This window comes from Marisediminitalea oceani (genome assembly GCF_003731635.1).
GTDB lineage: Bacteria > Pseudomonadota > Gammaproteobacteria > Enterobacterales > Alteromonadaceae > Alteromonas > Alteromonas oceani.
Genome location: NZ_RCUA01000015.1, coordinates 20,235 through 45,798, shown reverse-complemented (window position 1 = coordinate 45,798; position 25,564 = coordinate 20,235). Strand labels below are relative to the sequence as shown.

General features: G+C 50.7%; 23 protein-coding genes and 1 pseudogene. 15 read left to right on the top strand and 9 right to left on the bottom strand.

Going from position 1 to position 25,564, the window contains the following annotated elements; translation table 11 throughout:
* The first annotated feature begins 11 nt into the window (after positions 1–11).
* Genes gspH through D9T21_RS05220 form a run of 8 tightly spaced genes read left to right on the top strand, consistent with a single transcriptional unit; the run spans position 12 to position 6,086 of the window.
* Positions 12–674, top strand: coding sequence for a type II secretion system minor pseudopilin GspH (gene gspH / locus D9T21_RS05255; RefSeq protein WP_123324044.1), 663 nt, complete (start codon positions 12–14; stop codon positions 672–674).
* On the top strand, positions 665–1,051 hold the full coding sequence (gene gspI / locus D9T21_RS05250; protein WP_123324043.1) for a type II secretion system minor pseudopilin GspI: 387 nt from the start codon (positions 665–667) through the stop codon (positions 1,049–1,051). The genes gspH and gspI overlap by 10 nt, the downstream gene beginning before the upstream one ends.
* Complete coding sequence (gene gspJ / locus D9T21_RS05245; RefSeq protein WP_123324042.1) at positions 1,051–1,665, top strand: type II secretion system minor pseudopilin GspJ; 615 nt, start codon at positions 1,051–1,053, stop codon at positions 1,663–1,665. The genes gspI and gspJ overlap by 1 nt, the downstream gene beginning before the upstream one ends.
* The gene (gene gspK, locus D9T21_RS05240) at positions 1,662–2,645 is read left to right on the top strand and encodes a type II secretion system minor pseudopilin GspK (RefSeq protein WP_123324041.1); all 984 of its coding nucleotides are present in this window, start codon (positions 1,662–1,664) and stop codon (positions 2,643–2,645) included. Before gspJ ends, gspK begins: the two co-directional genes overlap by 4 nt.
* Positions 2,645–3,850: a type II secretion system protein GspL gene (gene gspL, locus D9T21_RS05235; RefSeq protein ID WP_123324040.1), complete on the top strand. Its 1,206-nt coding sequence runs from the start codon at positions 2,645–2,647 to the stop codon at positions 3,848–3,850. Before gspK ends, gspL begins: the two co-directional genes overlap by 1 nt.
* Positions 3,847–4,323 carry a type II secretion system protein GspM gene (gspM, locus tag D9T21_RS05230; protein ID WP_123324039.1) on the top strand — a complete coding sequence of 159 codons (477 nt, stop codon included), beginning with the start codon at positions 3,847–3,849 and terminating at the stop codon, positions 4,321–4,323. The genes gspL and gspM overlap by 4 nt, the downstream gene beginning before the upstream one ends.
* On the top strand, positions 4,320–5,081 hold the full coding sequence (locus D9T21_RS05225) for a type II secretion system protein N (protein ID WP_241155631.1): 762 nt from the start codon (positions 4,320–4,322) through the stop codon (positions 5,079–5,081). Before gspM ends, D9T21_RS05225 begins: the two co-directional genes overlap by 4 nt.
* 57 nt (positions 5,082–5,138) lie before the next feature.
* Positions 5,139–6,086 carry a sulfotransferase gene (locus D9T21_RS05220; protein WP_164464583.1) on the top strand — a complete coding sequence of 316 codons (948 nt, stop codon included), beginning with the start codon at positions 5,139–5,141 and terminating at the stop codon, positions 6,084–6,086.
* On the opposite strand, the gene yjjX is transcribed toward D9T21_RS05220, so the two are convergent.
* Complete coding sequence (gene yjjX / locus D9T21_RS05215; RefSeq protein WP_123324037.1) at positions 6,058–6,588, bottom strand: inosine/xanthosine triphosphatase; 531 nt, start codon at positions 6,586–6,588, stop codon at positions 6,058–6,060. The genes D9T21_RS05220 and yjjX overlap by 29 nt on opposite strands.
* A gap of 14 nt (positions 6,589–6,602) precedes the next feature.
* Positions 6,603–7,289 carry a GMP/IMP nucleotidase gene (gene yrfG, locus D9T21_RS05210; RefSeq protein ID WP_123324036.1) on the bottom strand — a complete coding sequence of 229 codons (687 nt, stop codon included), beginning with the start codon at positions 7,287–7,289 and terminating at the stop codon, positions 6,603–6,605.
* 68 nt (positions 7,290–7,357) lie between these two features.
* On the opposite strand from yrfG, the gene nudE reads away from it, so the two are divergent.
* From nudE to D9T21_RS05195, 3 genes are read left to right on the top strand one after another with little or no spacing between them, the layout of a single operon-like run.
* Positions 7,358–7,930 carry an ADP compounds hydrolase NudE gene (nudE, locus tag D9T21_RS05205; protein WP_123324035.1) on the top strand — a complete coding sequence of 191 codons (573 nt, stop codon included), beginning with the start codon at positions 7,358–7,360 and terminating at the stop codon, positions 7,928–7,930.
* A complete protein-coding gene (gene cysQ, locus D9T21_RS05200; RefSeq protein ID WP_123324034.1) occupies positions 7,923–8,741 on the top strand; it encodes a 3'(2'),5'-bisphosphate nucleotidase CysQ in 819 nt (272 codons plus the stop codon). Before nudE ends, cysQ begins: the two co-directional genes overlap by 8 nt.
* Positions 8,742–8,756: 15 nt before the next feature.
* A complete protein-coding gene (locus D9T21_RS05195) occupies positions 8,757–9,329 on the top strand; it encodes a YceI family protein (RefSeq protein WP_123324033.1) in 573 nt (190 codons plus the stop codon).
* Positions 9,330–9,381: 52 nt separating this feature from the next.
* Here the strand turns inward: D9T21_RS05195 and D9T21_RS05190 are convergent, their stop codons facing one another.
* Positions 9,382–12,579, bottom strand: a complete 3,198-nt coding sequence (locus D9T21_RS05190; RefSeq protein ID WP_123324032.1) for a M1 family aminopeptidase — start codon at positions 12,577–12,579, stop codon at positions 9,382–9,384.
* Positions 12,579–13,430: an ABC transporter ATP-binding protein gene (locus D9T21_RS05185; protein WP_123324031.1), complete on the bottom strand. Its 852-nt coding sequence runs from the start codon at positions 13,428–13,430 to the stop codon at positions 12,579–12,581. The genes D9T21_RS05190 and D9T21_RS05185 overlap by 1 nt, the downstream gene beginning before the upstream one ends.
* Positions 13,431–13,733: 303 nt before the next feature.
* Between D9T21_RS05185 and D9T21_RS05180 the strand changes: the two genes are divergently transcribed.
* From D9T21_RS05180 to D9T21_RS05170, 3 genes are all read left to right on the top strand, one after another.
* Complete coding sequence (locus tag D9T21_RS05180; protein WP_164464582.1) at positions 13,734–15,224, top strand: sensor histidine kinase; 1,491 nt, start codon at positions 13,734–13,736, stop codon at positions 15,222–15,224.
* Positions 15,218–15,913, top strand: coding sequence for a LytR/AlgR family response regulator transcription factor (locus D9T21_RS05175; protein ID WP_123324029.1), 696 nt, complete (start codon positions 15,218–15,220; stop codon positions 15,911–15,913). The genes D9T21_RS05180 and D9T21_RS05175 overlap by 7 nt, the downstream gene beginning before the upstream one ends.
* 65 nt (positions 15,914–15,978) lie before the next feature.
* The gene (locus D9T21_RS05170) at positions 15,979–16,200 is read left to right on the top strand and encodes a VF530 family protein (RefSeq protein WP_123324028.1); all 222 of its coding nucleotides are present in this window, start codon (positions 15,979–15,981) and stop codon (positions 16,198–16,200) included.
* A 53-nt stretch (positions 16,201–16,253) separates the two neighbouring features.
* On the opposite strand, the pseudogene nhaC reads toward D9T21_RS05170, so the two are convergent.
* From nhaC to D9T21_RS05155, 3 genes and pseudogenes are all read right to left on the bottom strand, one after another.
* Positions 16,254–17,741 (bottom strand): annotated as a pseudogene (gene nhaC, locus D9T21_RS05165) (Na+/H+ antiporter NhaC).
* Positions 17,742–17,969: 228 nt separating this feature from the next.
* Positions 17,970–19,937, bottom strand: coding sequence for a glucans biosynthesis glucosyltransferase MdoH (mdoH, locus tag D9T21_RS05160; RefSeq protein ID WP_123324027.1), 1,968 nt, complete (start codon positions 19,935–19,937; stop codon positions 17,970–17,972).
* Complete coding sequence (locus tag D9T21_RS05155) at positions 19,918–21,549, bottom strand: OpgD/OpgG family glucan biosynthesis protein (RefSeq protein ID WP_241155629.1); 1,632 nt, start codon at positions 21,547–21,549, stop codon at positions 19,918–19,920. Before D9T21_RS05155 ends, mdoH begins: the two co-directional genes overlap by 20 nt.
* A 408-nt stretch (positions 21,550–21,957) precedes the next feature.
* Here D9T21_RS05155 and D9T21_RS05150 point away from each other — a divergent pair, with 408 nt between their 5' ends.
* A complete protein-coding gene (locus D9T21_RS05150) occupies positions 21,958–22,506 on the top strand; it encodes an outer membrane beta-barrel protein (protein ID WP_123324026.1) in 549 nt (182 codons plus the stop codon).
* 120 nt (positions 22,507–22,626) lie between these two features.
* Here D9T21_RS05150 and D9T21_RS05145 read toward each other — a convergent pair whose 3' ends face one another.
* Both D9T21_RS05145 and D9T21_RS05140 read right to left on the bottom strand, forming a co-directional pair.
* Entirely contained in the window at positions 22,627–24,012 is a 1,386-nt protein-coding gene (locus D9T21_RS05145) for a M16 family metallopeptidase (RefSeq protein WP_123324025.1), read from the bottom strand.
* A 2-nt stretch (positions 24,013–24,014) separates the two neighbouring features.
* Positions 24,015–25,487 (bottom strand): M16 family metallopeptidase, encoded by a 1,473-nt coding sequence (locus D9T21_RS05140; RefSeq protein ID WP_206427236.1) that lies wholly within the window; start codon positions 25,485–25,487, stop codon positions 24,015–24,017.
* Between the last annotated feature and the right edge of the window lie 77 nt (positions 25,488–25,564).

Sequence of the window (25,564 nt, the reverse complement as noted above, 5' to 3'; positions counted from 1 at the left end):
TTACGCTGTTTATGCGTGCACCAGGCCGTCACCGGTACAGCTTCGCTTTAGCATCGTTGGCGGCCAGCCGCCAGCGCGGCTTTACGCTGCTCGAAGTCATGCTGGTGTTACTGCTAATGGGTCTGGCTGCCGGCTATGTCATCTTTAATGCCTTTTCCACCGATCCATCCGAGCAACTCGAGCGGGAAGCCCGGCGCCTGCAGGTGGTCATCGACATGGCCAGTGATTATGCGGTACTTAACCAGCAGCAACTGGGTATTTTTATTGATCAGGAAAATCGTACCTACAGCTTCATGCAACTCAGTGCGGAAGACGAGTGGCAATTCATAGAAGGTAATCCGCTGTATGAGCCGGTGACGCTCAGTGAGCCGTACTTTTTCACCCTCAATCTGGATGATTTACCCTGGCAAACCGAAGATCGGTTATTTGACCGCGAAATGTTCGACAGCTCGCTGAGTGTGAATGAACAGGATATTGAAATTGGTGAGGAAGAGGCGCCGCCACCGCCACCACAAATCCTTATAATGTCCAGTGGTGAGATTACGCCTTTCAGCCTGGTGTTTCATTATGAGCCTGAATTTACTAACGATTTACCCGCCTACTACGTATTAAACTGCCAGGATATGCCGCCGCTGGAGTTACTCGGCCCAATGGAGCGACCAGAATGGGATTGATCAGTAAACAGCGCGGCATGACCTTACTTGAAGTAATGGTGGCATTGTTCATCTTTGCCATGACCGGCGGCGCCATTATGAAAGCCGCGTCAGAACACCTCAACGGCGTGGGGCAGATTGAAGAAATCACCATTGCTACCTGGGTGGCTAACAACCAGTTAAATGAAATTCAGTTAGAACGCCCCTGGCCACTGAAAAACAACCTTAAAGGCCAGGCCGAAATGGCCGAACGCACCTGGTACTGGAAACAGGTTGTCAGGGATACCGGCGACAGCGACTTTAAAGCGGTAGAAGTGAGCGTCAGCCTCGATGCAGACTTCAACGATACCATCACCACGGTGATCACCTACTTTGCCAAACCAGCGGAGAACGGCTGATGCGTAACCGCGGTTTTACCCTGATTGAAATTTTAATCGCCATGGCAATCTTCGCTATGCTGGGTTTGGCTTCTACTGCGCTGCTTTCCACCGTTATCGACAGCGACGAAATTTCCAGCGAAAAATTTGCCCGATTACAGCAACTGCAACGCTTTATGCTAATTCTCGAACGGGACGTACAGCAGGCCATGCCACGGGCAGTCCGAATGGAAGGCCAGCAAAACAGTATCGTAATGCGAGGCGGGGAAGAAACCGACGACAGCGACGCTGGCGGACTGGCTTTTGTGCGCGGCGGCTGGCATAACCCGAAACTGGCGCTGCCGCGCAGCACCTTACAGGGCGTAGCCTACCGCCTGCGGGAAGAAAAACTCGAACGTCTTAATACTGTGTATGTGGATAGCGTGCTGGGCACAGAGCCTAAAGTCAGGGAAATCCTCGACAATGTGACAAACTTTACCGTTGAATTTAATACCGGCGGCAGTGAATCCGGCGAAGCGGCCTGGCATGACAATTACATTGGCGAAACCCTGCCGCGGGGGATTCGAATTACCATTACCCTTGCTGATATGGGCGAAATTCAGCGCGTCTTCGCGCTAACGGAGCAAGCGTCATGAGGTTGGATAAACAACGCGGCGCGGCCCTGTTAATTGTCTTGATGGTAGTCGCCCTGGTGGCCATCCTCGCTACAGAGATGGGTGCCAGACTGCAACTTCAGGTACAGCGCGCCAGTAATATCAAAAGCAGCAACCAGGCCTACTGGTATGCCAAAAGCGCCGAAGAATATGCCCGCATATCGCTGGTAACGCTGATGGAAGAAACCGGCAATAAAATCACCCTGAACCAGCCCTGGGCGCAGGAGTTTGAATATCCCATGGAAGAAGGCGGTATCAGTGTGACCCTGGAAGACATGCAAAGCTGCTTTAATATCAACGCACTGCCCAACGCCAATCAGACCAATGTAAACGACCAGCAACCCACCGAAGCCATGAATGCGTTTGCCCGTTTGCTGCAGTTGACCAACGAAGAAATACCCAGCTTTACGGTGGATACGGTACGGGATTCGCTGGCAGACTGGCTCGACAGTGACGACCGCATGCGCATTTATGGCGCTGAAGACAGCGAATATGCCTCGCGCGCATTCCCTTACCTCGCCGCCAACGGACAGATGAGCAGTCAGTCTGAGTTACGCCTGATCAACGGCGTGGAAGCCAAGTGGCTGGAAGATTTGCTGCCGCAGGTATGTGTTATTCCCGATAATGATCAGTTAGTGATTAATGTAAACACGCTGAGCGAGGAGCGCGCGCCGGTTCTGGCTGCCTTAACCGGGTTGAGCCTGTCACAGGCATCCTCGATTATCGCAGCGCGACCACTGGACGGCTGGGATGACGTTAACACCTTTTTAGCCGAACCGGATATTGCAGCGTTAAATCTGCAGCCGGAACAAACTCAATGGTTTAGTGTGACCACAGAGTATTTTATTTTACATACCAAGAGCCGTTACAATGAAGCAACGTTTGCCATGACAACCGTGTTAAATGCCGCTTCATCAGGCAAAATAGCGGTGTTGCGCCGCGAATTTGGAGTCATAAAGTAATGGAACAGTTAGTTGTTAGGCTGGGTACTAACCTGCACGATCCCGTGCATTGGGTAGTCTGGTCTGCCCAAAGCCAGGACGTTATCGCCAGTGGCGAATTAGCCGGTGCCGATGCACTGATAAGCCTCGGCGAGCGCACCAGTTTGCGCAGAGCAATCGTGCTGGTTCCCGGCGCGGATGTGCGGCTGTGCAATGTTACCCTCCCTGGCAAGGTCAATCGCAAACTACAAAATGCGATTCCGTTTATGCTGGAAGACGAACTGGCTGAAGATATCGGCGAACTGTTTTTTGCTATGGGCCCTTCCCGGGGCACGGAACAATCCGTGGCCATCGTCAGCCACCGCCAGATGGCAAAGTGGCAGGGCTGGCTGGAAGATGCCGGCTTTACAGCTGATGTGATCCTGCCTGATATCCTGGCGCTTCCGCAACAGGCAGATAACCAATGGGTAGCACTGGCAATCGGTGAACAATTAATTGTTCGTCAGGGGCCATGGCAGGGCATGCAGGGAGAACGGGCGTTTCTTACCGGGGTACTTGCCTTACAGGCCAAAGCCCAGCCAGAACCGGTTAATTTAAGCGCCCTCACCGACATCGATCTTCACGCGGTACCTAATATTCATCAGGAAGCACATAACGACGACGTGCCAGCCATTGGCGTACTGGCCAAACACGTTGGTAATGCATCGTTCAATTTACTACAGGGGCAATACAAGCCTAAAAAGCAGCACAATCAGGTGTGGCAGGTCTGGCGCGTGCCGCTTATTTTGCTCGCTTTGGTGATCGTTTTAACCATTGGCGATAAAACGCTCAGGCTCAATCAACTGCAACAACAAAATGCCGACCTGACCGCACAAATCGACGCTCTGGTAAAACAAGGATTTCCGGATATCGGAACCTATCGCAACGTCCGTCTGAAAGTGCAACAGGAGATGCAACGACTGGAGCAGTCCGGTGACGGCAGTTCACTACTGGTGATGCTTTCGCAATTAAATACCGCATTCGCCGCGTCGAATATCACGCCACAAACATTGCGCTTTGATGCTAACCGCACCGAGATCCGCATGCAGGCTCAGGGGAAAGATTTTAACGCGCTGGATACGTTTAAGCGCAGTGCCGAAGCCGCCGGCTTTACTGTAGAGCAGGGCGCCATTAACAATCGCGACGACGCTGTGATTGGCACAATGAATATCCGGGGAGCCTCATGAACGCGTTAAAACAAAAATTTACCGCTCTCACAGAACGTGAACAGCGCCTGGTGGTGCTATCAGGGCTGGTCATATTACTGGGTATTTTTTACTGGGGGTTATGGGCACCGCTTAATCAGAGTATCAGTCAGCAAAGTCAGTTACTGGAAAGTAATAAGAAACTGGTTAGCTGGGTTGAAGAGCAGGGCCAAAAGGCCGCGCAGCTACGCCGTACTCAGTCGTCGCCCAGACGGGTTACCGGTTCGCTGCCACAGTTGGTTACCAGTACAAGTAGTAACCACTCACTATCTATATCACGCATGCAACCACAAGGTGATGAAATTCAGGTATGGATAGATGAAGCGCCTTTCAACAGTCTGGTGGGCTGGCTGAATGAATTAGAAACGCGAGGTATTGTGATTGAGCAACTCGATGTTGCTGAAGCCAATGCGCCGGGAATGATAAAAGTCAGACGGTTGGTACTTACAAAATGATGGGCATTAACTGGCGCTGGCTGTTAGCCGGCCTTTTTCTTTATTTGTGTTTACTGGTTGCTTACCTGCCAGCATCGCAGGTGGTTAGCCGAATCAGCCTGCCAGACAACGTTAAGGTTGGCAATGTGCAGGGTACGCTGTGGCAGGGCGAAGTTGACAGGGTTATCGTTAATAATATCCCGGTTAATCAGTTAAGCTGGGACGTATCCCCCTGGGCCTTATTCACCGGCCAGCTCGCTGTGGAGCTCGACGCCGGTAACATGCGTGATGCAGCGTCAATCGCCTTTAACGGGCCGGTTAGCGTGAGCTTGTTTGATTTCCAGGCGGTGTCTGCTGAAGACTTTTTACTGTACCTGCCGGTTGATCGGGTGCTGTCTGAAGTACAGTTACCGCTGCCGGTAAATGCCGGCGGCCGGTTTCGGGTCAATATCGAAAACCTGACCTATTCCGCTCAGGGGTGCGACCAGATGATGGCCTATGGCGACTGGCTAAACGCTCGCGTTGCCGGTACGCAGGGACCCATCGAGCTGGGCACCTTTTCGGCGCAAATTCGTTGTCAGGATGAGCAAATTGTGATTAATGTAGAAGAGCCCAACGCCTTCGGACTGAGCATGCAGGCCTCAGCCCGTCAGGATTTTTCCGGTTTATCGGTAAAAGGGCAGTTCAAACCCGATCCATCACTGCCGCAGGAAGTACACGAGGCAGCGCTATTTTTTGGTCGCCCGGATGCCAATGGCTACACCCAGTTTGAACTTTAGTCAGTTGTATTATTTGGATAAAAATTACATCAATTTTTCATGGAAGGTTTGGATAAAATGGCCCGTAATAAACCTATTCTGGTTACAGGCTCCCATCGCTCGGGGACAACATGGGTAGGCAGGACACTGGCTAGAGCCGATGGTGTTTATTATGTGAATGAGCCGTTCAATGTCGATTTTCCACTCGACGGCACAAAACTCAAGGTAGACACATGGTTCGCCCATTTCGCGTCCTCTCATCAACAAAGCGCTATTAATGATGCAGTACACACAACAATGACATGGCCAGCCTGGCGATACGCATGGCAGGTTTGCCTTGATAACGGTCTGGATATCAAAACGCCTGGTCGTTTTGCCAAATATTTTTCCATGCGACTTTTCAAAAATAAAATGCTGTTTAAAGATCCCCTGGCATTGCTATCTGCAGACTGGTTCCACGAGCAGTGGGGCGCTGATGTCGTCGTTATGATCCGTAATCCGTTTGCATTTGCGGCTAGTCTGAAAACAGCCATATGGGCCTTCGACTTTAACAATTTCGCTCGCCAGACGCCGCTCATCGAAACCCGATTTAAAGAGTATAAAAGTACAATACAAGCTTTGGCTGAACAGCCGGACAATTTTTCATTTATGCAGAAATCAGCCTGGCTATGGGTATTGCTACATGAAATTATTCGCCAGTACCAACAAGAATATCCACATTGGCAATTTTGTTATCATGAAGAGATCAGCCTGGAACCGGCAGGCGGTTTTTCTCAATTGTTCAACGCTTTGGATTTACCCTTTACCGCTGAAACCAGAGCATACATTGAGAAAACGACCAGTTCAGGCAACCCATCGGAAGCCAAAGGCACCAATTTTCAGGCTCGTGATGCCAAAGCGAGTCTGGATACCTGGAAAAAACGTTTGACTGGTGATGAAATCGCAATCGTGTCCGAGATTACCAAACCGTTAGGTGAACATTTTTATCCCAAAATGTTTACTGAGAATACAGCGGCAAAAAGTTAAATTTGGCCATGGTCAGAATAATAGCCAGCTCATAAACACTCTGGCGGGTGGCCAGGTGATTGGTTAATAAACCAATAGCGCCACCTTTTTGTTTGATATTGTGAGTATCAAACAGTTTATCCATCACATCGCCAAGTTCCTCGCCGGCAGTCAGAGACGCGTAAACCGCCTCAGGCAGCGGCAGGTTAGCGCTGCGGCCCACAGACCAATGCTCACCATTACAAATGGCGACGTAGGCAAAAGTTGCGGGGCCGTCGGAAAAATTATCCACACCGCCTTCAATGGCTACATACCAGTTGGCCTGATGTTCAGCCATACAGGCTTTAACCCGATTAACCGCGCCTAACCGCGTTTCTGCTTCCGTCATGGGCTGATCGGCCACCAGGCTTGGCGCGTCGACGCCAACCACCACAATATCATCCCCCGTCCCTAAGACCTGCTTGAGGGCTACGCGAGTAGCATTCACTTTTACCGGATTTTTAGAACCAACAACTACTTTCATTACACCATTTCCGTTTATGCGTTTTCAAAGGGATGGTTAGTAATATCATCAATGAGGGTGCGGTAATCGCTAATCGCCGGGTAGCCCTCTATTTCCCGATGGGGTTGCTTGCTATCGGGATTTTTTACAGCCAGCACGTGCTTAATACCGAAGGTTTTTGCTGCCTCAAGGATATTGAGGCTGTCATCAACAAATAACGTGGTGGCCGGGTCGAAACCCAAACGTGCCTGCAAGGCCCGCCACAAGTCCTGCGACTCTTTGGTGACGCCAAATTCATGGGTAGAAATGAGGGTATCGATATGTGAGTCCAGTTTGGTGTGCTCCACCTTTAATGAAAGACTCCCCGGGTGGGCATTGGTTACCAGTACCACCTCACGGCCGCTGTTATGCAAGGCGTCCAAAAATGGCAGGGTATCGTCTCGCATAGCAATGAGGTGCTCAATTTCGCGCTTGGCCGCCACAATATCCATATCCAGGTGCTTAGCCCAGTAGTCCAGGCAGTACCACTCAATGCGGCCACTTACCCGTGAATAGTGCTCATGCATTTCTTCGCGGCACTCTGCCAGCGAACGGCCACTTTTCTCAGCCAGCTTTTTAGGCAGGTGCTCCAACCAGAACTGATTATCGAAGTGCAGGTCCAGTAAGGTGCCGTCCATATCCAGTAAGACGGTATTGATTTCGTTCCAGGGCAGAAATGGCAAGCGCTTTTCCTCTAAATACGTTAACCTTAAGTTTGATAATATGATAACGAAAGACTGACCCAAACAACATGAGCAATATCGATAAGGACAAAACGCTTCCGCAGATCCACCAGCGCGAAATTGTGGCCGAAAGTCGCTTTTTCAGGGTTGAGCGTGTGGACCTCGAATTTACTAATGGCGCAACCCGTCAGTTTGAGCGTATGGCAGGCTACAGCCGCGGAGCAGTAATGATCGTTGCGGTACAGGATGGCGACTTTCTGTTGGTAAGAGAGTATGCGGCCGGTACCCACACATACGAACTGGGTTTTCCTAAAGGCCTTATCGATCAGGGTGAAAGTATTTTAGAAGCGGCCAACCGTGAGCTAAAAGAAGAGGCAGGCTTTGGTGCCAGAGAGCTTAAAGCCATCCATAAAGTGAATATGGCGCCAACGTTCTTTAACGCCCAGATGAATATTGTTATCGCTCACGATCTCTACCCCGAAACTCTGCCTGGCGACGAGCCAGAGCCGCTTGAGCTGGTTCGCTGGCCCATTGACCGGGCCGACGAGCTGCTGGCTCGCGAAGACTTTATTGAAGCACGCTGTATCGCTGCACTGTTTCTTGCTCAAAAGTGGTTAAAGGAGCATCCGGACTATGCCTGATAATACTGATCATGATTTGCTACAGATAGCCAAAGACGCCGCTCTGAAAGCTGGCGAAGCCATTATGCGGTTGTATGATGTCGGCGATTTTGAAAGCTACCAGAAAGCCGATGAATCACCGGTCACCAGCGCCGATTACAAAGCCAACGAAATTATCACCGACATACTCACCCTAATGTCACCGGATATTCCGATCCTTTCGGAAGAAACCAAACATGCCAGTCTGGAAGAACGCAAAACCTGGAAGCGTTACTGGTTAATCGATCCGATTGACGGCACCCAGGAATTTATCGCACGCAGCGGCGACTTTGCCGTGAATATCGCGCTGATCGAAGACAACAAGCCTAAGATAGGGGTGATTTTCTGGCCGCCCGGACAAAGCCTGTATTACGCTCTGACCGGACATGGCGCTTTTAAAGACTCGCCTGAAGCCAGTGGCCCCATTAGCGTACGTAAGCTGGACGACCCACACAACAGTGTGGTGATCCTGGCCATTAGCCGTCGTCAACCGCGGGAACGGGTGATCTCTAAATTATGTGCCAAGCGGGTATATCAGACCCTGCCTTTAGGCAGTTGCTCGTTGAAATCCTGCTTTATTGCCGAGGGTAAAGCCGACGCCTTTATGCGTCTGGGTGTCACCGGCGAGTGGGACACCGGCGCATCTCAGTGCATTGTTTCGGAAGCAGGCGGTGCCATCTATGCCGCTGATTTTGAGCCACTTAGCTACAATCAGCGTAATACGTTAGAGAACCCGGACTTTATTGTGCTGGGCGATCAAAATGTGCCGTGGCGGGACATTATTCAATATTAGGGAGTAAGTGTTTTTATGCTTAAGCAATCATTAGTTCTTCTCAGCAGTTTACTGCTAGCACCGGCGTTTGCCGACTGGACAGTTGCACCAGAGCAATCCAGCCTGCACTTTATGTCGACCAAAAACGCCCAGGTAACCGAGGTGCATGCCTTTGAGGAGCTTTCCGGCTCAGTGTCAGACAGCGGTAAACTGATGATTGAGGTTCCACTTAGCTCAGTGAATACCAACATACCTATTCGCAATACGCGGATGCAGGAAAAGCTGTTTAACGTGGCGAAGTTTCCGGCCGCCACCTTTACCGCCGATGTCCCCGCAGACTTAATGAAACTGCAACCGGGTAGCAGCACTACGGCAAAAGTGGATGGCACCCTGTCGCTGCACGGTGTGGAAGCACCTGTCAGCTTTAACGTGAGCGTGAGCAAGGTGTCTGCCGATACCATGGTAGTAAACACGGTATCGCCCACCCTGATTGGTGCCGAAACCTTTGGTTTAACGGCTGGCCTCGACATGCTGCAAAACATTGCAGGCTTAAAGAGTATTACTCAGACGTCCCCGGTAACCTTTTCGGTGACCTTTGAAATGGAATAAGCCTTTGGCTTAACCCCACAAAAAGGAGCAGCCATCTGCTCCTTTTTCGTTTCTACAGCAACCCCTTTACCTCTGGCCCCAGCAGCAGTTGCCTTATTTCGTCGTGATATTGAGCATCAGTCGAGGCCAGCAGTCGGATCACAAAATCCATCGAGGTAACACTTTTCTTACCCGGCGCGTTCTGCTCGAGCAACTGTTTCAATACGCTGACAATGGGCTCGTCGCCTACCAGCTCCCGAAGCCTGGCAAACACCAGCGTTGCTCTGGCATACACATCAGGCGAACTGGAGGCATCAATAATGGCTCTGGTGGCTGTTAACCGGCCCCGTAAAGCGTGCTGATAACGCTGCCGTTCATAGTCCACCAGCGATTGCATGGCCTCTTTACCGTAGCGCTGCTCAATCAGCACCAGCTCGGCATATTTCGCCAGTGACTCTATTAAAAAAGAACCATCAGCCTCCACACCATAGCCAATCTGATGCCCGAACCACTGATGGGCCGCTTCATGCGCCGTTCGCCGATAACGCTGGTCAAACCCAGCGTCTGTCGCAGGGCGCGCCCGAACCGCCAGACGATGCGACATTAAAATAACCTGTGGCAGCGCATAACCACTGGGACCGAATTCTGGCGTAAACAGTAAGGATAACTGCTTGTAAGGATAGGGGGTAAGTTGAGCCGAAAACCATTCGAGGGTATCAGTAACTGCCTGGAGATGAACCTGCAGTGCGCTGGTCTCTGAGCCACTCGTGAGATCGCGGGTTAAGCCGGTCAAACTGATATCCACAGAGCGCTCACCCGCCGTCACGCTATGGGTGGTACTCGTTTGCATTGTAGCCAGCCAGACCGGAATATTTCGAACAGGCTCAGCAGTGGCAAATTCCATGTAGCGACGACCAGCAGCCAGCCATTGGTTAACTACTTGCCCCTGAGCGTGCACGGTATGCGAAGCCGGCGAAGAGACAACGCTGTGAAGGGTAGCCGGGGTCGATTGCAATGTTGTGACCGGGGCCTTATCCACAAAAGAACTAGGCAACGGCATATCCAGCGCCGCGAGGCCAAGTTCTTCCCTGAGCACTTCATCACGTAGCGTGTACTGCCGGTTAAAACCAATATTGGGCAGCAATGGAATACCGCGTAAATAACTGAATTCAGGTAACAGAATTTGATGTCCTGAAGGTAACCATCTGCGCGCGCCGGTTACCACCATTGCTGCCTGTAAGGTCAGAATCTGACCGGGCAGTAATGGCGAGTCCAGTTGATACACAAACTGCTGTAACCGCTCGTTATGAGACGTTAGTTGTCCACCGCTGAGGGTTAGCACTTCGAGTTTAAAGCCGGGGTAACTGCCCACTAACACCTCATTAATCGCCTCATCACTGCGGTTTTTAAGGTGCAGTGTGAGATTAAGCATTACCCGGCGCTTCTGGGGAAAAAAATCCACCAGCGCATCAATGTGCGTAACTACCGGCTGAACCCGCGCATGCCAATGAGCATATTGGTTTTCGTAGTCGGCGCGCAGGGCATATCGCGCGTCGGGTGTCATGTAAGGCCGTTCTTGTTGTAAAGCCAGATTAAAACCTGCTAGCACCACAACTACCACACCAACAGCAAGGCAGCCAGAGCGAGACAAGGAACGCCAGGGTCGCAGCGCAAAGCCTGCCCCGCGGTGCGTTTTGTTTACCGCCAGCACCAGTGCGCAAACCGCGACTGCCGACCACGTAATAAGGTACGGCCAAAACGTATGCTCACTGCGGGAGAAGCCGATTAAATAGTCGGCAGGCTGTAACGGCGTACCGGCGATATCGAGTAAAGGGTGGGAAATGCCCGCCAGGGAAAGGAGTGGTGTAAACTTAACCATCAGCAACAGCAGGCAAAGCCCGCCTGCCATCAACGCACTTCGCATAACATGATGAAGTGCCAGGCAAAGCCAGCCAAACAGCAATACAGGCAGGCCGGTCATTGTAAGCATACGGGCATAGATAACTACTTTTATCTGGCTGCCCGAAAGTAACTGGGCAACTGCAACGGCAATAGCTGTTATACCCAGCAAAACAAGGCCGGCGAAGAACAACGCACCGGCCTGCGCCACAACCAACTGTGTGTTAGTTACTGGCGTAGCGGCGATCATTTCTGCACTGCCATTACGCTGATTTTGCCAGCCCAGTTGCCAGCTCCAGAGCGCCATAAGTACGCAGCCGGCAAAGGGTAACATGTCCCACACAACGCGATTGAGTGCATCAATACTCAGCGGCGTGATGACTGAGTGGGGTTCTGCATAATCAATGGCTGCCAGCACTTCGGAGCAAACCGCGCCAGCGTAAAGTGCCAGTACTAACAGCATCACCCGATTAACCAGTAATGCTTTGGTTGCGCTCACAAGCAACGTGGCAAAGGGATGATGAGTAATGGCCGCAGGGATTTTACTTTGGCTATCAGGCAGGGCTGTTTTCCTTAAACGCCACCCGGGTGCGCGTTTAACGCTTTCATTTAACACACTTCGAGCGCTCAACGCTAACCACACCAGCAGTGCGCTAAGCGCCAGCCAGGCCAGACGATTCAGAACAATGCTCGGGTTAACTGACCAGTCAGTCTGATCACCCGTGAACTGGGCAAAAATCGCCGTAAAACCCAAAGGGTCAGCTACCAGCATCGCCTCGTAAAGCGATGGATGGATAATGCTACTCCCCGCCAAAACAGGCGAGCCAGTCACGGACGCCAACATGACATAAGCTATCCACACCAGGGCGAAAAAGGCATACACCGGCAGCGCACTTCTGACTCGCTGAGCAATCAGTAACGCGGCAGCGCAATACCAAAAACACGCCGGAGCGACTATAAACAAGCCGTTTTTCAGCGCCGTGTGAATAACACCGGCGTCGAATAGCGGATGCTGACTAAGCATTAATAGCTGCAGCACCGAGCCGCATAAACAGATCACCGCCACCAGACTCAAAAAGGCCACAAACCGGTTCAGCCGCCGGGTAAACTGACTCGTTCTGGCCGCACCAACGAGTTCCTGCATAGTGTAGAGCCTGTCACGCTGCAGCAAGGGAGGCGTTAACGCGGCCACCACCACAGGCAGCGCCAGCATGACCACCGTAATATTTAGCATGGTAAGGCGTTTTGCCAACTGTAAATCGGCAACGGTCAGGCCCTGCACCAACAATACCGACAATCCGGGGAGACCCAGTGCACCTAACCACACCAGAGGCTGACGCACATATAAACGCCATTCATTGATGATCAGCATCAGTTCGCCTCCCGCCTGGCCAGTTCAAGAAAGTAGCGGTCCTGCAAGGTTGCCCGGCAGGCTACGGCATCAGCACCAGGCGGTTCATGATGGCACACCCGCCATACTGGCTGGCCGAAGTGATAACGCTCACCCAATAATATGCCTTCTGCGGGTTTTGCTGAGGTTTCCCACACGTTGTTTTGCATTGGCGCAATGAGCGCGGGAATAGCACCGCTGTCGACGATGGCGCCCTGCATCATAATGGCGGCATGAGGACACAGGTGCTCAATGTCTTCCACAATATGAGTGGAAAGCAATACCAGCTTATTCTGGCTCAGGCGGATGAGCACGCTGTGCAATCGCTGGCGCTCCTGCGGGTCGAGCCCTGCCGTGGGCTCATCCATGATCAATAACTTTGGGTCGCCCAACAGTGCCTGAGCAATGCCAAAACGTTGTCGCATGCCGCCGGAAAAGGTGCTTACGCGCTTACCGGCAAATGCTGTCAGATTGGTTAGCGTTAGTAATTCCTCTATTTGCTGTTTAGCCTGCTTACGCGGAATTTTTTTAAGTGCGGCAATGTGCTCAAGTAGCGCCACGCAACTCATGTGTGGATACACCCCGAAAGACTGGGGTAAGTAGCCAAGCTGTTCACGCAAACGCTGCGGTGATTGCTGAATATCCGTATTGTTAAAGCTAATCTGCCCGCTGTCTGGTGCCTGTAAACAAGCCAGAGTGCGCATTAAGCTGGATTTGCCTGCACCATTGGGGCCTAAAAGGCCTACCATGCCCGCCGGCAAGGTTAAGGAAATATCATTCAGCGCTTTGGTGCCGTCTGGATAGGTTTTAGACACGTCGGTCATGGTAAGCATGTGGTCATCATCCTGAATGTGAAACGAGAATGGCCTTAACCTACCAAGCTGATTAACGGCTAAACAGCAAGGGATGACAAAGCATGAGTTTGCGATGACAAACGGCAATAGTGTGATTTTGTTAAGCGCCGGGCCGGGTTGCAGCTTTTGAATTTACCGGGGTGATAAGTGCCAGAGCGTTACGCCGGCTGCAACAGGTTTTACTTTCATCATTAAATTGCGTAGGTTCATCATTCACAACGTGAGCAGGCCGCGCCTTTCAGGCAGGCTTTGGCAGCATTATTTATTCAAGGGTTCAGCAACATGGTGGTTAATTTGCGCAAAATCAGTTTGGTACTGCTACCGATTTTTGCCGCCCTGTTGCTGGAAGCCGCGATTCGCTTTCTTTCTTACCAACAACCCGATGCCACCACTTATCTGGCGGCACACGGCCAACTATTGCTAGAGATGCTGCCGTTTTTTGTGTGCCATTATCTGGCCTCAACACGCTCCGGAAGACCGGCGCTGCTCATCTGGTTAGGCGGGTTTATCGGTTATCCGCTGTTAAGCAATATTCTGGCGCATACCATTCCCGCCTACGGTCAGTGGCGGTTGCTGGAAATACAAGGCGTAGTGTTTGCCATGGTAGCCAGTGTGCTGTGGTTTATTCACCACTTCTACGGGCGGGTTAAGCAGGGCCCCCGAAGCTGGATTGCACACCTGTTATCATTAGACTTCATGGTGGCCCTAAGCTTGTTTTTATGGGCCTTTACCGTGGCAGGCGTTTTTCTGTACACAGACAACCCCATGGTCAATCAGCCATTACAGATGATCATCGACTTTGCCCTGATTACAGAAAAACTACCGCTATTTATGCACTATTTCTGGCAGTTCAGTTTGATGGCACTGGTGCTATTCGGCGTATATTGGTTTAACCGTTATGTGCTGATCCGCCGCTTGCTGGCAGTACATGGTTTAATACCGTTCCTGGCCGGTGGACTCATCTTTATTCTGCTGTTCAGCACACCGATAAGCGCGCTGCTGTTATTGATGCCGCTGAATAATGTGACAGACTTCACCTTACTTCCCTCGGAAAACCATAACCCGTTTGACCCCTTTAACAGTCAGATGACCTTTTGGTTGTTGATGTTCAGCACCCCTATTATTCTGGCGTTTGAGCGCAAATCTCAGGATGCCAGAGTAGCGGATATTGCCCGCCGACAAACCCGCACCGAATTGCAAATGCTGCAACAACAGGTAAACCCTCACTTTCTGTTTAATACCCTGAATAATTTGTATGCGCTGTGTCTGGAGCGTTCACCACAGGCGCCGGACATGGTAGAAAAACTCGCAGGGCTGTTACGCTACACCGTTTATCAGGGCCAGAAAGAACAAGTATCCCTGGTTGATGACGTGCGTTATTTGCAGGACTACCTGGCACTGCAGTCTATGCGCTATACCGATGACTGTCACTTTCAGTGCACCTGGCCAACCCAGGCTGAACGCTGGCAGCTGTCACCGCTGTTACTGATCATTGTGCTGGAAAATGCTTTTAAACATGGCGTCGAAAAAGCCAGCAAGCCCTGCGAACTTAGGTTAGCCCTCTCACTGGATGATAATCGTCTGGTATTTGAATGCGAAAACCCCATAGGCCAGAACGCACAAGCGCCAGTTGATGAAGACAACAGTGGGCTGGGACTGGAAAACCTGCGGCGCCGCTTAAGCCTGCAGTACGCCAATCGCCACGAGCTGATTAGCGAGCAGCGCGGTACTCACTGGTACACCCGTTTGCAAATGGAGCTTACGCCATGCTAAATGCATTGATTGTGGATGATGAGCCCTTAGCCCATAAAGTGATTCTGCATCATCTTGCCCGTCATCGGGACGTAAAGGTGGTAAAGCAATGCTACAACGCCACCGATGCGCTGGCATGGTTAGCTTCTAACCGTGCTGATTTGATCTTCCTCGATATTAATATGCCGCAGCTAAACGGCATGGATATGCTTAAGGTAATGGCTAACCGGCCCCAGGTGATTATCGTCAGCGCCTACGAGGAATTCGCCCTGCAGGGCTTCGAGCTGGATGTGACCGATTACCTGTTGAAGCCGGTGAGTGAAGCCCGCCTTACTTCAGCCTTAGATAAGGTTCACCAGCGAAGCGCTGCTAACAAACCTGCACAAACACCCAAAGAGATTGTGATTAAAATAGACCGCGAACTACGAAAAGTAAACCTGCGAGACATCACCTATCTGGAAGCCTATGGCAACTACGTAAAAGTGTGGCAGGGCGATACTATGCTACTGGCCAACAGCACTTTAAAGAAGCTACTGGCAGAACTGCCTGCACAGGCCTTCAGCCAAATCCACAAATCCTTTGTGGTACGCAACAACGCAGTAATAGGAAAAGACAGTGACTCTGTGTTACTGGACAATCAAATGCGGCTTAAAGTGGGCAAGTCATTCAAAAGCGTACTAACCCGGCTATTACCCCTACCCGGCCAATAAGAGCTTTTCAGGCCAGCGGCAACACGCGATAATACCTACACAATTATCGCGACAGAGCTCTCACCTTGAACCAACAGCCCAACAATCCATTACACGGCCTGACGCTGGAAAAGATCCTTACCCGCCTGCAGCAACACTATGGTTGGGAAGGGTTGTATCAGCAAATCAGAGTCAATTGCTTTAATAACGATCCGTCGATTAAATCGTCGCTAAAGTTTTTGCGCAAAACACAGTGGGCCAGGGATAAGGTAGAAGCGCTGTACCTGAATACTTTCAGTGAAAGTTAGCTGCGAATCGAAGCTTAAAGTAAGCGTCCCAGCGGCTTAATGCTTTGCTTAACCTAATTCGCCACTGGCGTACCATCGTCATTAAACTTTGCGATGTCAGCGCCTGATGATTCCCATTCTTCGCGTTCCTCGTCTGAGGCTTTGGGTGAGAACCAACCAAGGTAGGCATAAAATATCCCGATCAAAGGCGCTGTCCAGCAAGCGAAGGCCAGAGGGATGTACAGTAAGTTTTCTAAACTATCGCCAGCAATGCCAAGACCAAGCGCTGAGATAACAAACGCGCCACCGGCATTCCAGGGGATCAGGGGCGACATTAATGTTCCCCCTTCCTCAACGCCTCGCGATAGGTTTAACGTTGAATACCCCATGCCGCGGTAGACAGGCGAAAACATCCGGCCTGGTAATGCTACCGATAAATATGGGTCGCCTGCCACCAGATTGGTCGCGAACGCTGTTCCAACTGAAGCCACCTGAGTACCGGCAAAGGTTTTAACCTTGCTCTTAATGGAATTAATAATACTGCGCAGGGAGCCCGTGGTTTCCAGTGCACCGCCAAAGCTTAAGGCAATCAGTACCAGCGATATGGTCCACATCATGGATTGAATACCACCACGATTGAGCAGGTTATCTATCTCACTGATATTGGTTTGAATACTGTAGCCGTTATTCGCATAGTCAAAGACCGACTGTAGGCTTTGCCCCTGAGTCGCCATGGCAAACGCGCCGCCTACAATTACCCCTGCAAATAATGAGGGAAGTGGCGGGAATTTCTTCAGCGCCAGCAGCATGACTACTAAAGCAGGAAGTAAAGCCCAGGCTGAAATATAAAAATTGTCTTCTAACGCTGCTGTAATTCCTTCGATTTTTTCAAACGAAAACACTTTGCGTATCGATAACAAAATACCCGACCCCAATATAAATCAGAAAGGCAATAACCATGGCGGGAATAGTGGTCGCCATCATATTTTGTATATGAGAGAACACATCGGTGCCAGTGACGGCAGGTGCGAGGTTGGTAGTGTCTGAAAGGGGCGAGACCTTATCGCCGAAGAATGCACCCGACACTACCGCACCGGCGGTCCAGTAAAAGGGATATCAAACCCATCGCCGATGCCCATCAGTGCCAGACCAACAGTTCCCACACTTCCCCAACTGGTACCAAGGGAAACGGCTACCACGGCACATATCACCATGCCCGCCGCCAGAAAGATCTCAGGGGAAAGTGTTTTTAAACCGTAATAGATGATGGTTGGTACGGTACCGCTGGCAATCCATATGCCGATCATCATGCCAACCACAATCAGTACACTTACCGATGGCAGGGCCACATGGATAACTTTAAAAATACCAGCTCGAATTTCTTCCCAGTTGAGCCCCTGGTAAATGCCTACTAAGCTCGCCAGCGCTACCCCAATAGCCAGGGGAATATGAGGCTCAAATACACCGAAGTAGAATATCTGAGTGCCCAGAATAATCAGCGTCAATATCACCGGAGTGAGTGCGAGCGATAGCATTGGCGTAACAGGCTGCTTCTGTTCCATACTGCCTCCATTCATTTTAAAGCGGGCGAGCTGAGTGAACCTCCGGGTAAAATTTAAGCTGGGAACACTGGTTACTTAAACTCGATATTTGTGTTTAAGTGTTGAGTTAGCTACGTGGCGTCGCGCTGTATAGATCGGAAAAGACTACGACCACCACCAATAAGAAACATAACGGCCTTAACCAAAAAAGCCGTCATACGACGGCTTTTAATGTTAGTTATCAGGCTATTACGCTGCTTCGGGCGCCAGTGGTGTTCGCGGTTCAGGGTAGGCACTGAAATCCTGAATCACCATAGGCTCCCAGCTACTTTCAGGCAACGCCGGTACCGGAGCTTTCACATTGGCAGCTTCACTGTGTTTAATGTTTGCCATACCAATACGAACCCGTTTTAGTGCGCGGCATTCGTTGATTTCGTCCTGGATCACGAAGATACCGCCGCGCATAGCTGCCCGGCCAAGGTCAAGGCTTGAGGTGATCCGAATCAGCGGCGCTGCCAGAATGAGTCCGATTAATACCGGTAATAGCCAGATAAACAGAGCCGGTGTGTAAATGAACGTGGCTGCGCCCCAGGCTAAAGCGACTATGGTCGCAACCTTTGAACGTTTAAGTGAATCCATCCACGGTACCATACTGCCTTCACGGGCCTGGGCTTCCCATTTCACCGAAATACCGGCAAATACGCTGATCACAAAGTAGCTGTGGTAAAACATCATCAGCGGTGCAATAAGAATCGCCATGGCCAGCTCCATCACGCCGCCTTTTATTAAGCGCCATGCACCACCAAATTCGTCGCGACGCTGGATCAACGCCAGGATCAGGCCCAGCACTTTAGGCATAAATAACAGCGCTGCCGTTCCCCACATAGTGGCCACCATCAACCCCTGTCGGGCAATCTGCCAGTCCGGGAACAACTGATATTCAGCAGTAAAGAATTCCACCGGAGTTAAGGCACGATAGAGCGCATCGGCGGTACCGAATGCCAGTACCAGCAACAGTAACAATGACGAAATATAAGCGAAAGCACCAAACACAAAATGCAGACGGCTGGTCGCTTTTAAGCCTTTAACTCCCAACAAGCCTAAATGCTGGATATTACCCTGTACCCAACGGCGGTCGCGGGTAGCGTATTCAATCATGTTAGACGGTACTTCCTCATAACTGCCGGTAGTATCCGTTAACAAAAAGCACTGCCAGCCAGCGCGACGTAATAAAGCCGCTTCCACAAAGTCATGACTTAAAATGTCACCGCCAAAGGGTTCTTTGCCCTCCAGCGTGGGTAATCCACAGTGTTGCATAAAAGGTTCCACGCGGATAATCGCATTGTGGCCCCAGTAGTTTGCACTGTCGGTTTGCCAGAATGACAAACCGGTAGCCAGCATCGGGCTATACAGGTGCGCAGCAAACTGCACAAAGCGCGCAAAGAACGTATGCTGACGTACAGGCATTGGAATGGTCTGAACGAGCGCGGTATCCGGGTTTTGCTCAATGCGGTAAGCCAGATCGTTCATACGCTCGCCGGACATAATACTGTCGGCATCCAGCACAATCATCGCTTCGTAACGATTCCCCCAGCGCTGACAGAAGTCGGCCAGATTCCCCACCTTACGGCCGGTGTTTTTCTCACGACGACGATAGAACACCTGACTGCTTTTATCGCCTAAACGAGCGGTTAGCGCTTCCCAGGCGGCCAGTTCGGCCTCGGCCATTTCCGGCTTGGTGGTGTCACTGAGCATGTAGAAGTCGTATTGCTTGCCGTTGTCAGTATCCAGCAATTCACGTACGCAGGCTTCGAAGCCCACCATAATACGGCGGGTGTCTTCGTTATACACCGGCATTACCACGGCGTGGCGCTTGGTGAGCGGCGCATCGGTGCGAGGTGCGGGTTGTGCTTTACGCATACTGAGCGGATCGATATTAAACAGCTTTAATACAAAGCCGATCACCGCTGTCCAGAACGACATCGCCAGCCACAAAAACAGCATCATACTTAATGCCAGCTGGGCAATTTCCATTTCGGTTAACACGTTAGGTTTAAAAATTTCGTACAGGCTCCACCCGGCTAATGCTGCGGTGGGAATGGCCAGAATCGCCATTATTGATAATCGTACGCCTGAACCCCACGCCCGCAATACAGGCGTTGCCTTTGGAGTACTTCCTTCAGAGTCAGAGTGAGTATTATTCTGCATGATAGACATAGTTCCATACCTCACTAACACGTTGGTTTTCTTGATGAATGTAAAGACGCATATCCGCTGGCTGACCGGCCTGCGGAGTTAGCAGAAAAGTTGCGCGCAATAATTTACCGCTGTTAACCGGGAACACGCGCGCCTGCTGGATCTGTCCCTGGTTGGTGGTAGCTGTAAGGTTTAGCATTTCAGGCGCAATGCTCATGCCTTCAGGCACCTTAAAATCGATAGAAAAACGGCGGGTTTGCGACTCCTGAGGTTCTTCGCCCGGTAATACGGTAGCGCCCTGACGAGTGCGCACAACCGTAGCTAAGTCGCTGTCGCGGGCACCGGTTACCGTTTCAAGCTGGTAAGCGAAGTAGCGGCTTTCACCGGCCACAAAAGGTGCCTCAGGTACCCAGTAAGCCACAATGTTGTCGTGGGTTTCAGATTTAGTGGGGATTTCCACCACTTCCAGACGGCCTTTTTCAAACCCCGCCTGTGGTGTTACCCATAAACCCGGGCGCTGGTGATAATTCGCTTCGCCATCAAGGTAGCTGGCAAAGTCAGTGTCGCGTTGCATGACACCAAACCCTTTTGGCGCACTGTCACTCATTGACGTAATTTGCAGTTGTGCAGGGTTGGTCAGTACACGCCAGATTTGTTCACCGCTCTCGGTGATCATGTTCACACCATCGCTGTCGTGCACTTCAGGACGATAATCGTCGGGCACTACAGCCGTATTTTCACCGTATAAAAACATGCTGGTAAAAGGGGCAACGCCAAGCTTGGCAACGTCTTCGCGGGCGAACAACCAGCTTTGTACTTTCACGTTGGTCTCGTCACCCGGAGTAATAATAAATTTATAGGCGCCGCTTACCGAAGGACTCTCCAGGCGGGCATAAATCATCATGGGTTGACCCTGACCCGGTTCAATTAACCAGAACTTGGTGAAATGCGGAAACTCTTCTCCTTCCGGCAGGCCGGTATCGATAGCCAGACCACGCGCGGAAATGCCATATACGTGTTCTTTACCAATCAGGCGGAAGTAAGAAGCGCCCAGGAATACGGCAAATTCGTCTTTGTATTGTTGATTTTTAATCGGGAAGTGAACGCGAAAACCGGCATAACCGTTATCGTCAGCGGTTTCCTTTGCCAGTGGTGCGGCATCGCCGTCATAGCGGAACGCTTCACGCTCGAAGGGTAAACGCCTGGGTTGGTTATCTGCGCCAATGGTATACACGGTTACCGGCTGCTGATACAAAAAGCCGGGATGGAAAAACTGTACTTCGTAGGGGTTCTCACCGCGCCATAAGCTCTTGTCGGCTTTAAAACGGATTGCACGGTAAGTCTGGTAATTCATTTCTTTAAGCGCGTCAGACAGTTCATGATCGTCTGTTTCGTAGGCCTGGGTGGCCGACTGACGGGCTTCTTCAATTATGCTATTTAAAATAGGCGCGGATTCGGGTGGCAGATTTTGCGCCGACACTTCTTCGGCCTGAGTCACAGCCGCGCCGCACAGCATAAGAATGACACATGCGAATGCACGTACTGAATAAACGAGTGTGCGGTCACTGAAAACCGGACCGCCGGCTGATAATGCAGCCAGATAATGAGGTAAAAACCGTTTGGTTGGTGGCATTGCTATCTCCATTTGATTCAAAGCAGCCAGAAAAACTACAGTGACTAGAGCAAATGCCGATCCAACCTTGTTACTTTGCACACAAATTAAAATAAAAGTATTATTTATTAGCAGGTTAGAGGCTAAATTAATTCATAATGAGTCTTTCTGTTCAAAAAACACACCGTGAAAATTATACTTTAGGCTAATCGGGTGTAGGCATTTAGCAACACTTTTCACAAAACACTTGTTTAAAAATCAACCTGAACACCACTTAAAGCTTTCCGAAAAAACGTTCTCAAAAATATATAAACACCTGTTTAATAAGCATTAATTTACTTTTATTTAACTTATTTTTACACCTTGGCCCAATGCTTGCGATAGTCCTGACAGCAAAACGCTTTATGTTTTTTCTTAAGGAGTACCACGATGAAAGCATCTTCAATTATCGCCATCACAGCGTTGTCGGCTTCCATGTTTTCGCTATCAGCTGCTGCTGATACGCCCGACTGGCGCTATGCAGAAGGCGGTTACCTCAGCTATGACGGCGATGGTGGCTTCGATCCGGACGGTTTACAGGTTAATGGGAAGTATTTACTCGATCCCAACTTTTACGTGAACGGCGAGTTTGGCTGGGCAGAGACCGGCAACATTGATTTCACCACTGTGACTCTCGGTGGTGGTTATCGCTTAGCTTTAAATAGCACGACCGATGCCTATGTTGGCGCGAACTTCGAACGCATTGATGCGGATTTTTACGATGACAATGGCTACAGCCTGAATGCAGGGGTACGCAGCATGTTAACACCTGAGCTGGAAGTAAACGGTGAGCTGGGCTACCTGGATTTAGACGACGGCGACATTACCCTAAAAGCCGGTGCCTATTACTACTTCAACCCGCAATTTGCGGTAGGTGCCAATTATGAGTTTATGGACGACGCGGATGTATTTCAGCTTTCCGCCCGTTACGCGTTTTAATTAGCAGTTTACGCCCTGCATACAAGGACGAGGCGGGGCTTTTTATTCCTCAATCCCTCAGAAGTAAAATGCCGGATGTGGGTCCGGCATTTTTTTGTTTAGTTCAGCGTTATCTTGCTCCTACTGATAGGCTTGTAGTGCTTTAACTTCTTTTAACTGTGGCGTGACCGTTGCCGTATCGCCCACAATGGTCAGGTGCATACTGGCACTGTCCAGGTATTTCCTCGCAATATTACTCACTTCCTCGGGTGTCACACCATGCACATTCTGCACATAGTCGGTAAGGTATGTTTTATCCAGACCATGCAGCTCTAAAAACGCTAACTGCGAAATAATCGCGCTTCGCGAAGAATTGCGCAGTACAAAGATACCCGCCATGTAATTTTGTACGCCTTTAAGCTCCTCAGCCGTGGGGGCTTCGCTGGCCAGCAATTCAATCTCTTTAAAGATTTCGACCAGGGATGCGCCGGTAGCTTCGGCAGTCACATCTGCCCCTTCATACCATACTGCACTGCCAACCCGGTCGACCACAGCAGAACGCGGCGAATAGGTGTAGCCTTTATCTTCACGAATGTTGGTAGTAATGCGGCTGGAGAATGCGCCACCCAGCAGGGTGTTCATTACGCTGAGTTTGGTATAGTCCGGATGGGTAGCATCTACTGTGGCCAGCCCCAGGCGCAACGTTGACTGTGGTGCGCCTTCTCGCTCAATCAGCTCGAGGGTTGGTCCGGGCTTGGTAAGCACCGTTTTTGCCTTTCGCGCCTCGCCTGCCTGCCAGTCGGCAAACGCCGCTTTAACGGCTTTACTAACGGCCGCCTGATCAAAGACGCCAGACACATATAAATGGCTCCGATTCGGCACCAGGTTAGACGAAATAAAAGTTTTCGTATCATCCACCGTTAACGCCGCCAGACTCTCGGCGGTAGGATACAATCGACCATAGGGATGATTACCATAAATTGACTGATAAAAAGCCTCGGTAGCAATCCCGGAAGGACTGGATTTCTGTACTGCGAGATTACGCTGGCTATCAGTTTTAAGCCGCGCCAGGTCTGCTTCAGCAAAGCTGGCGTTCATCACCATATCTGCCAGTACGCCCACCGCGTCAGGGGTAAACTCGCCAAGTACATCCATGCCAATAAAGCTGGAGTCCATACCTACGCTGGTAGCAATCTCACCACCCATACTGGCAACCGCTTCTGCGAGGGCCTTGGCAGACTGGGTGTCTGTGCCCTGACGCAACATATCGAAGCTCAGGTCGGCTAGCCAGACCTTTTCACCGTCATCAATATTACCTGTATTGGTAACCAGCCTGACAGTGGCTTTAGGGGTACTGCCATAAGGAATAAAGGTCACCTTCAGGCCATTTTCCAATGTTATTTCCTGTGTCGCAGGCACAGTGAAATCGCCCGGCGTACCGCCCGCCGGTGGCATTTCCTTAGCATTCACCGACAATGTCAGCACCGTTAAAAGCGAAGAAGCCAGAAGTGTTTTGACTAATTTCATGGTTATTCTCCCTGTGCCTGTGATTCGTCGGCCGGCGCTTCTCCGGGCGTAACGGTAAGAATGGTGCGATTGGTGGGGCGCAGGTAGTCTTTCACCGTTTGCATAATAAGCTCCGGGGTTACCTGCTTAAAGTTGGCTTCCAGTTCATTGATCTTTTGCGGTTTATCGTCAAACAACGCAAAACTGGCCAGCAGATCGGCGCGGCCGAAACCGTAGAAACCGTCGATGGAATCGAACAGACTGGAACGGATCTTCACGATCGCTCGTGACATCTCTTCTTCGCTGAGAGGTTTTTCAGCTAACTGATTAACCACAGAATCAATAGCAGAGGTAATAGTTTCCTGGCTCACGGTGTCGTCGTGGGTAAAGGAGCTCATCCATAACATGGGGCCGTTGTAGTTAAACATATTGCCAAGCAGGTAGTTAATCCCGCCACCCACACTGCCGGTAATTTGTTTATTTTTTACCAGTTCCTGATACAACAGGCTGTCTTCACCCTGCACCAGGATCTGGTCGATGATGCCCATGGCATAGTATTCAGGGGTATCCCTTGGCGGCATTTTATAGGCAAAGGCATAGGCTGGTTTAGGCGCCAGCTTATCGTATTTATTAAAGACCTTTTCTTTTTCCTGGCGTAGCTCAGATAAATCCGGCTGCGGCGCGATCTCAGCCGCCGGAATATCACCAAAGTACTTTTCGATCATGGCTTTTGCTTCGGCCACATCAATATCGCCTACCACAGCGAGCGCAGCATTATTCGGCGCATAGTACATGTCAAAAAATCCCGCCACATCTTCAAGATTGGCCGCGTCCAGGTCGGCCAAATCACCGTAAAAATTGTGCGCGTTATACCAGTTATTAAAGGCATACTGAGGCATGTCCAGCCATGGGAATCCGCCATAGGGCTGGTTTAGCACATTTACTTTTACCTCGTTTTTCACCACGCCCTGCTGGTTAGTCAGGTTGTCCTGAGTGATGGCCAGCCCTTTCATCCGATCGGCCTCTGCCCATAAGAAGGTTTCCAGGTTATGCGCCGGGACAATCTCAAAATAATTGGTGAAGTCAAAACGGGTTGAGCCATTCAGCACCCCGCCGTTGTCATTTACCAATTTAATGAACTCCATCTTGCCAAGGTTTTCGGAGCCCTGGAACATCATATGCTCAAACAAATGCGCAAAACCGGTACGGTCTTTTGGTTCATTACGAAACCCGATGTTGTAGTACACCGCAACGGTAACCGTAGGGGCGGTATCGTCTTTGGATAAAACCACTTTAAGGCCATTGTCGAGCTTGAAATATTCTACCGGGACATTGTAATCCACGTTCATATCTACGCCGCTGGCAGCATCGGCGATGGTTTTGGCATCCGGCATAGCCGCCGCACTACCGGACTGTGCATCATTCTGCGCTGGCTGACTACAGCCCATCAACCAGACAGACATCACGCCCGCTGCAATTACAGAGAGTGTTCTCATAATGTTCTCTTGTGTCGTTAGAGTAAGGTTTATAAGATTTACCCACAGCCACACAATCGGCTATGAGTATATTGTTA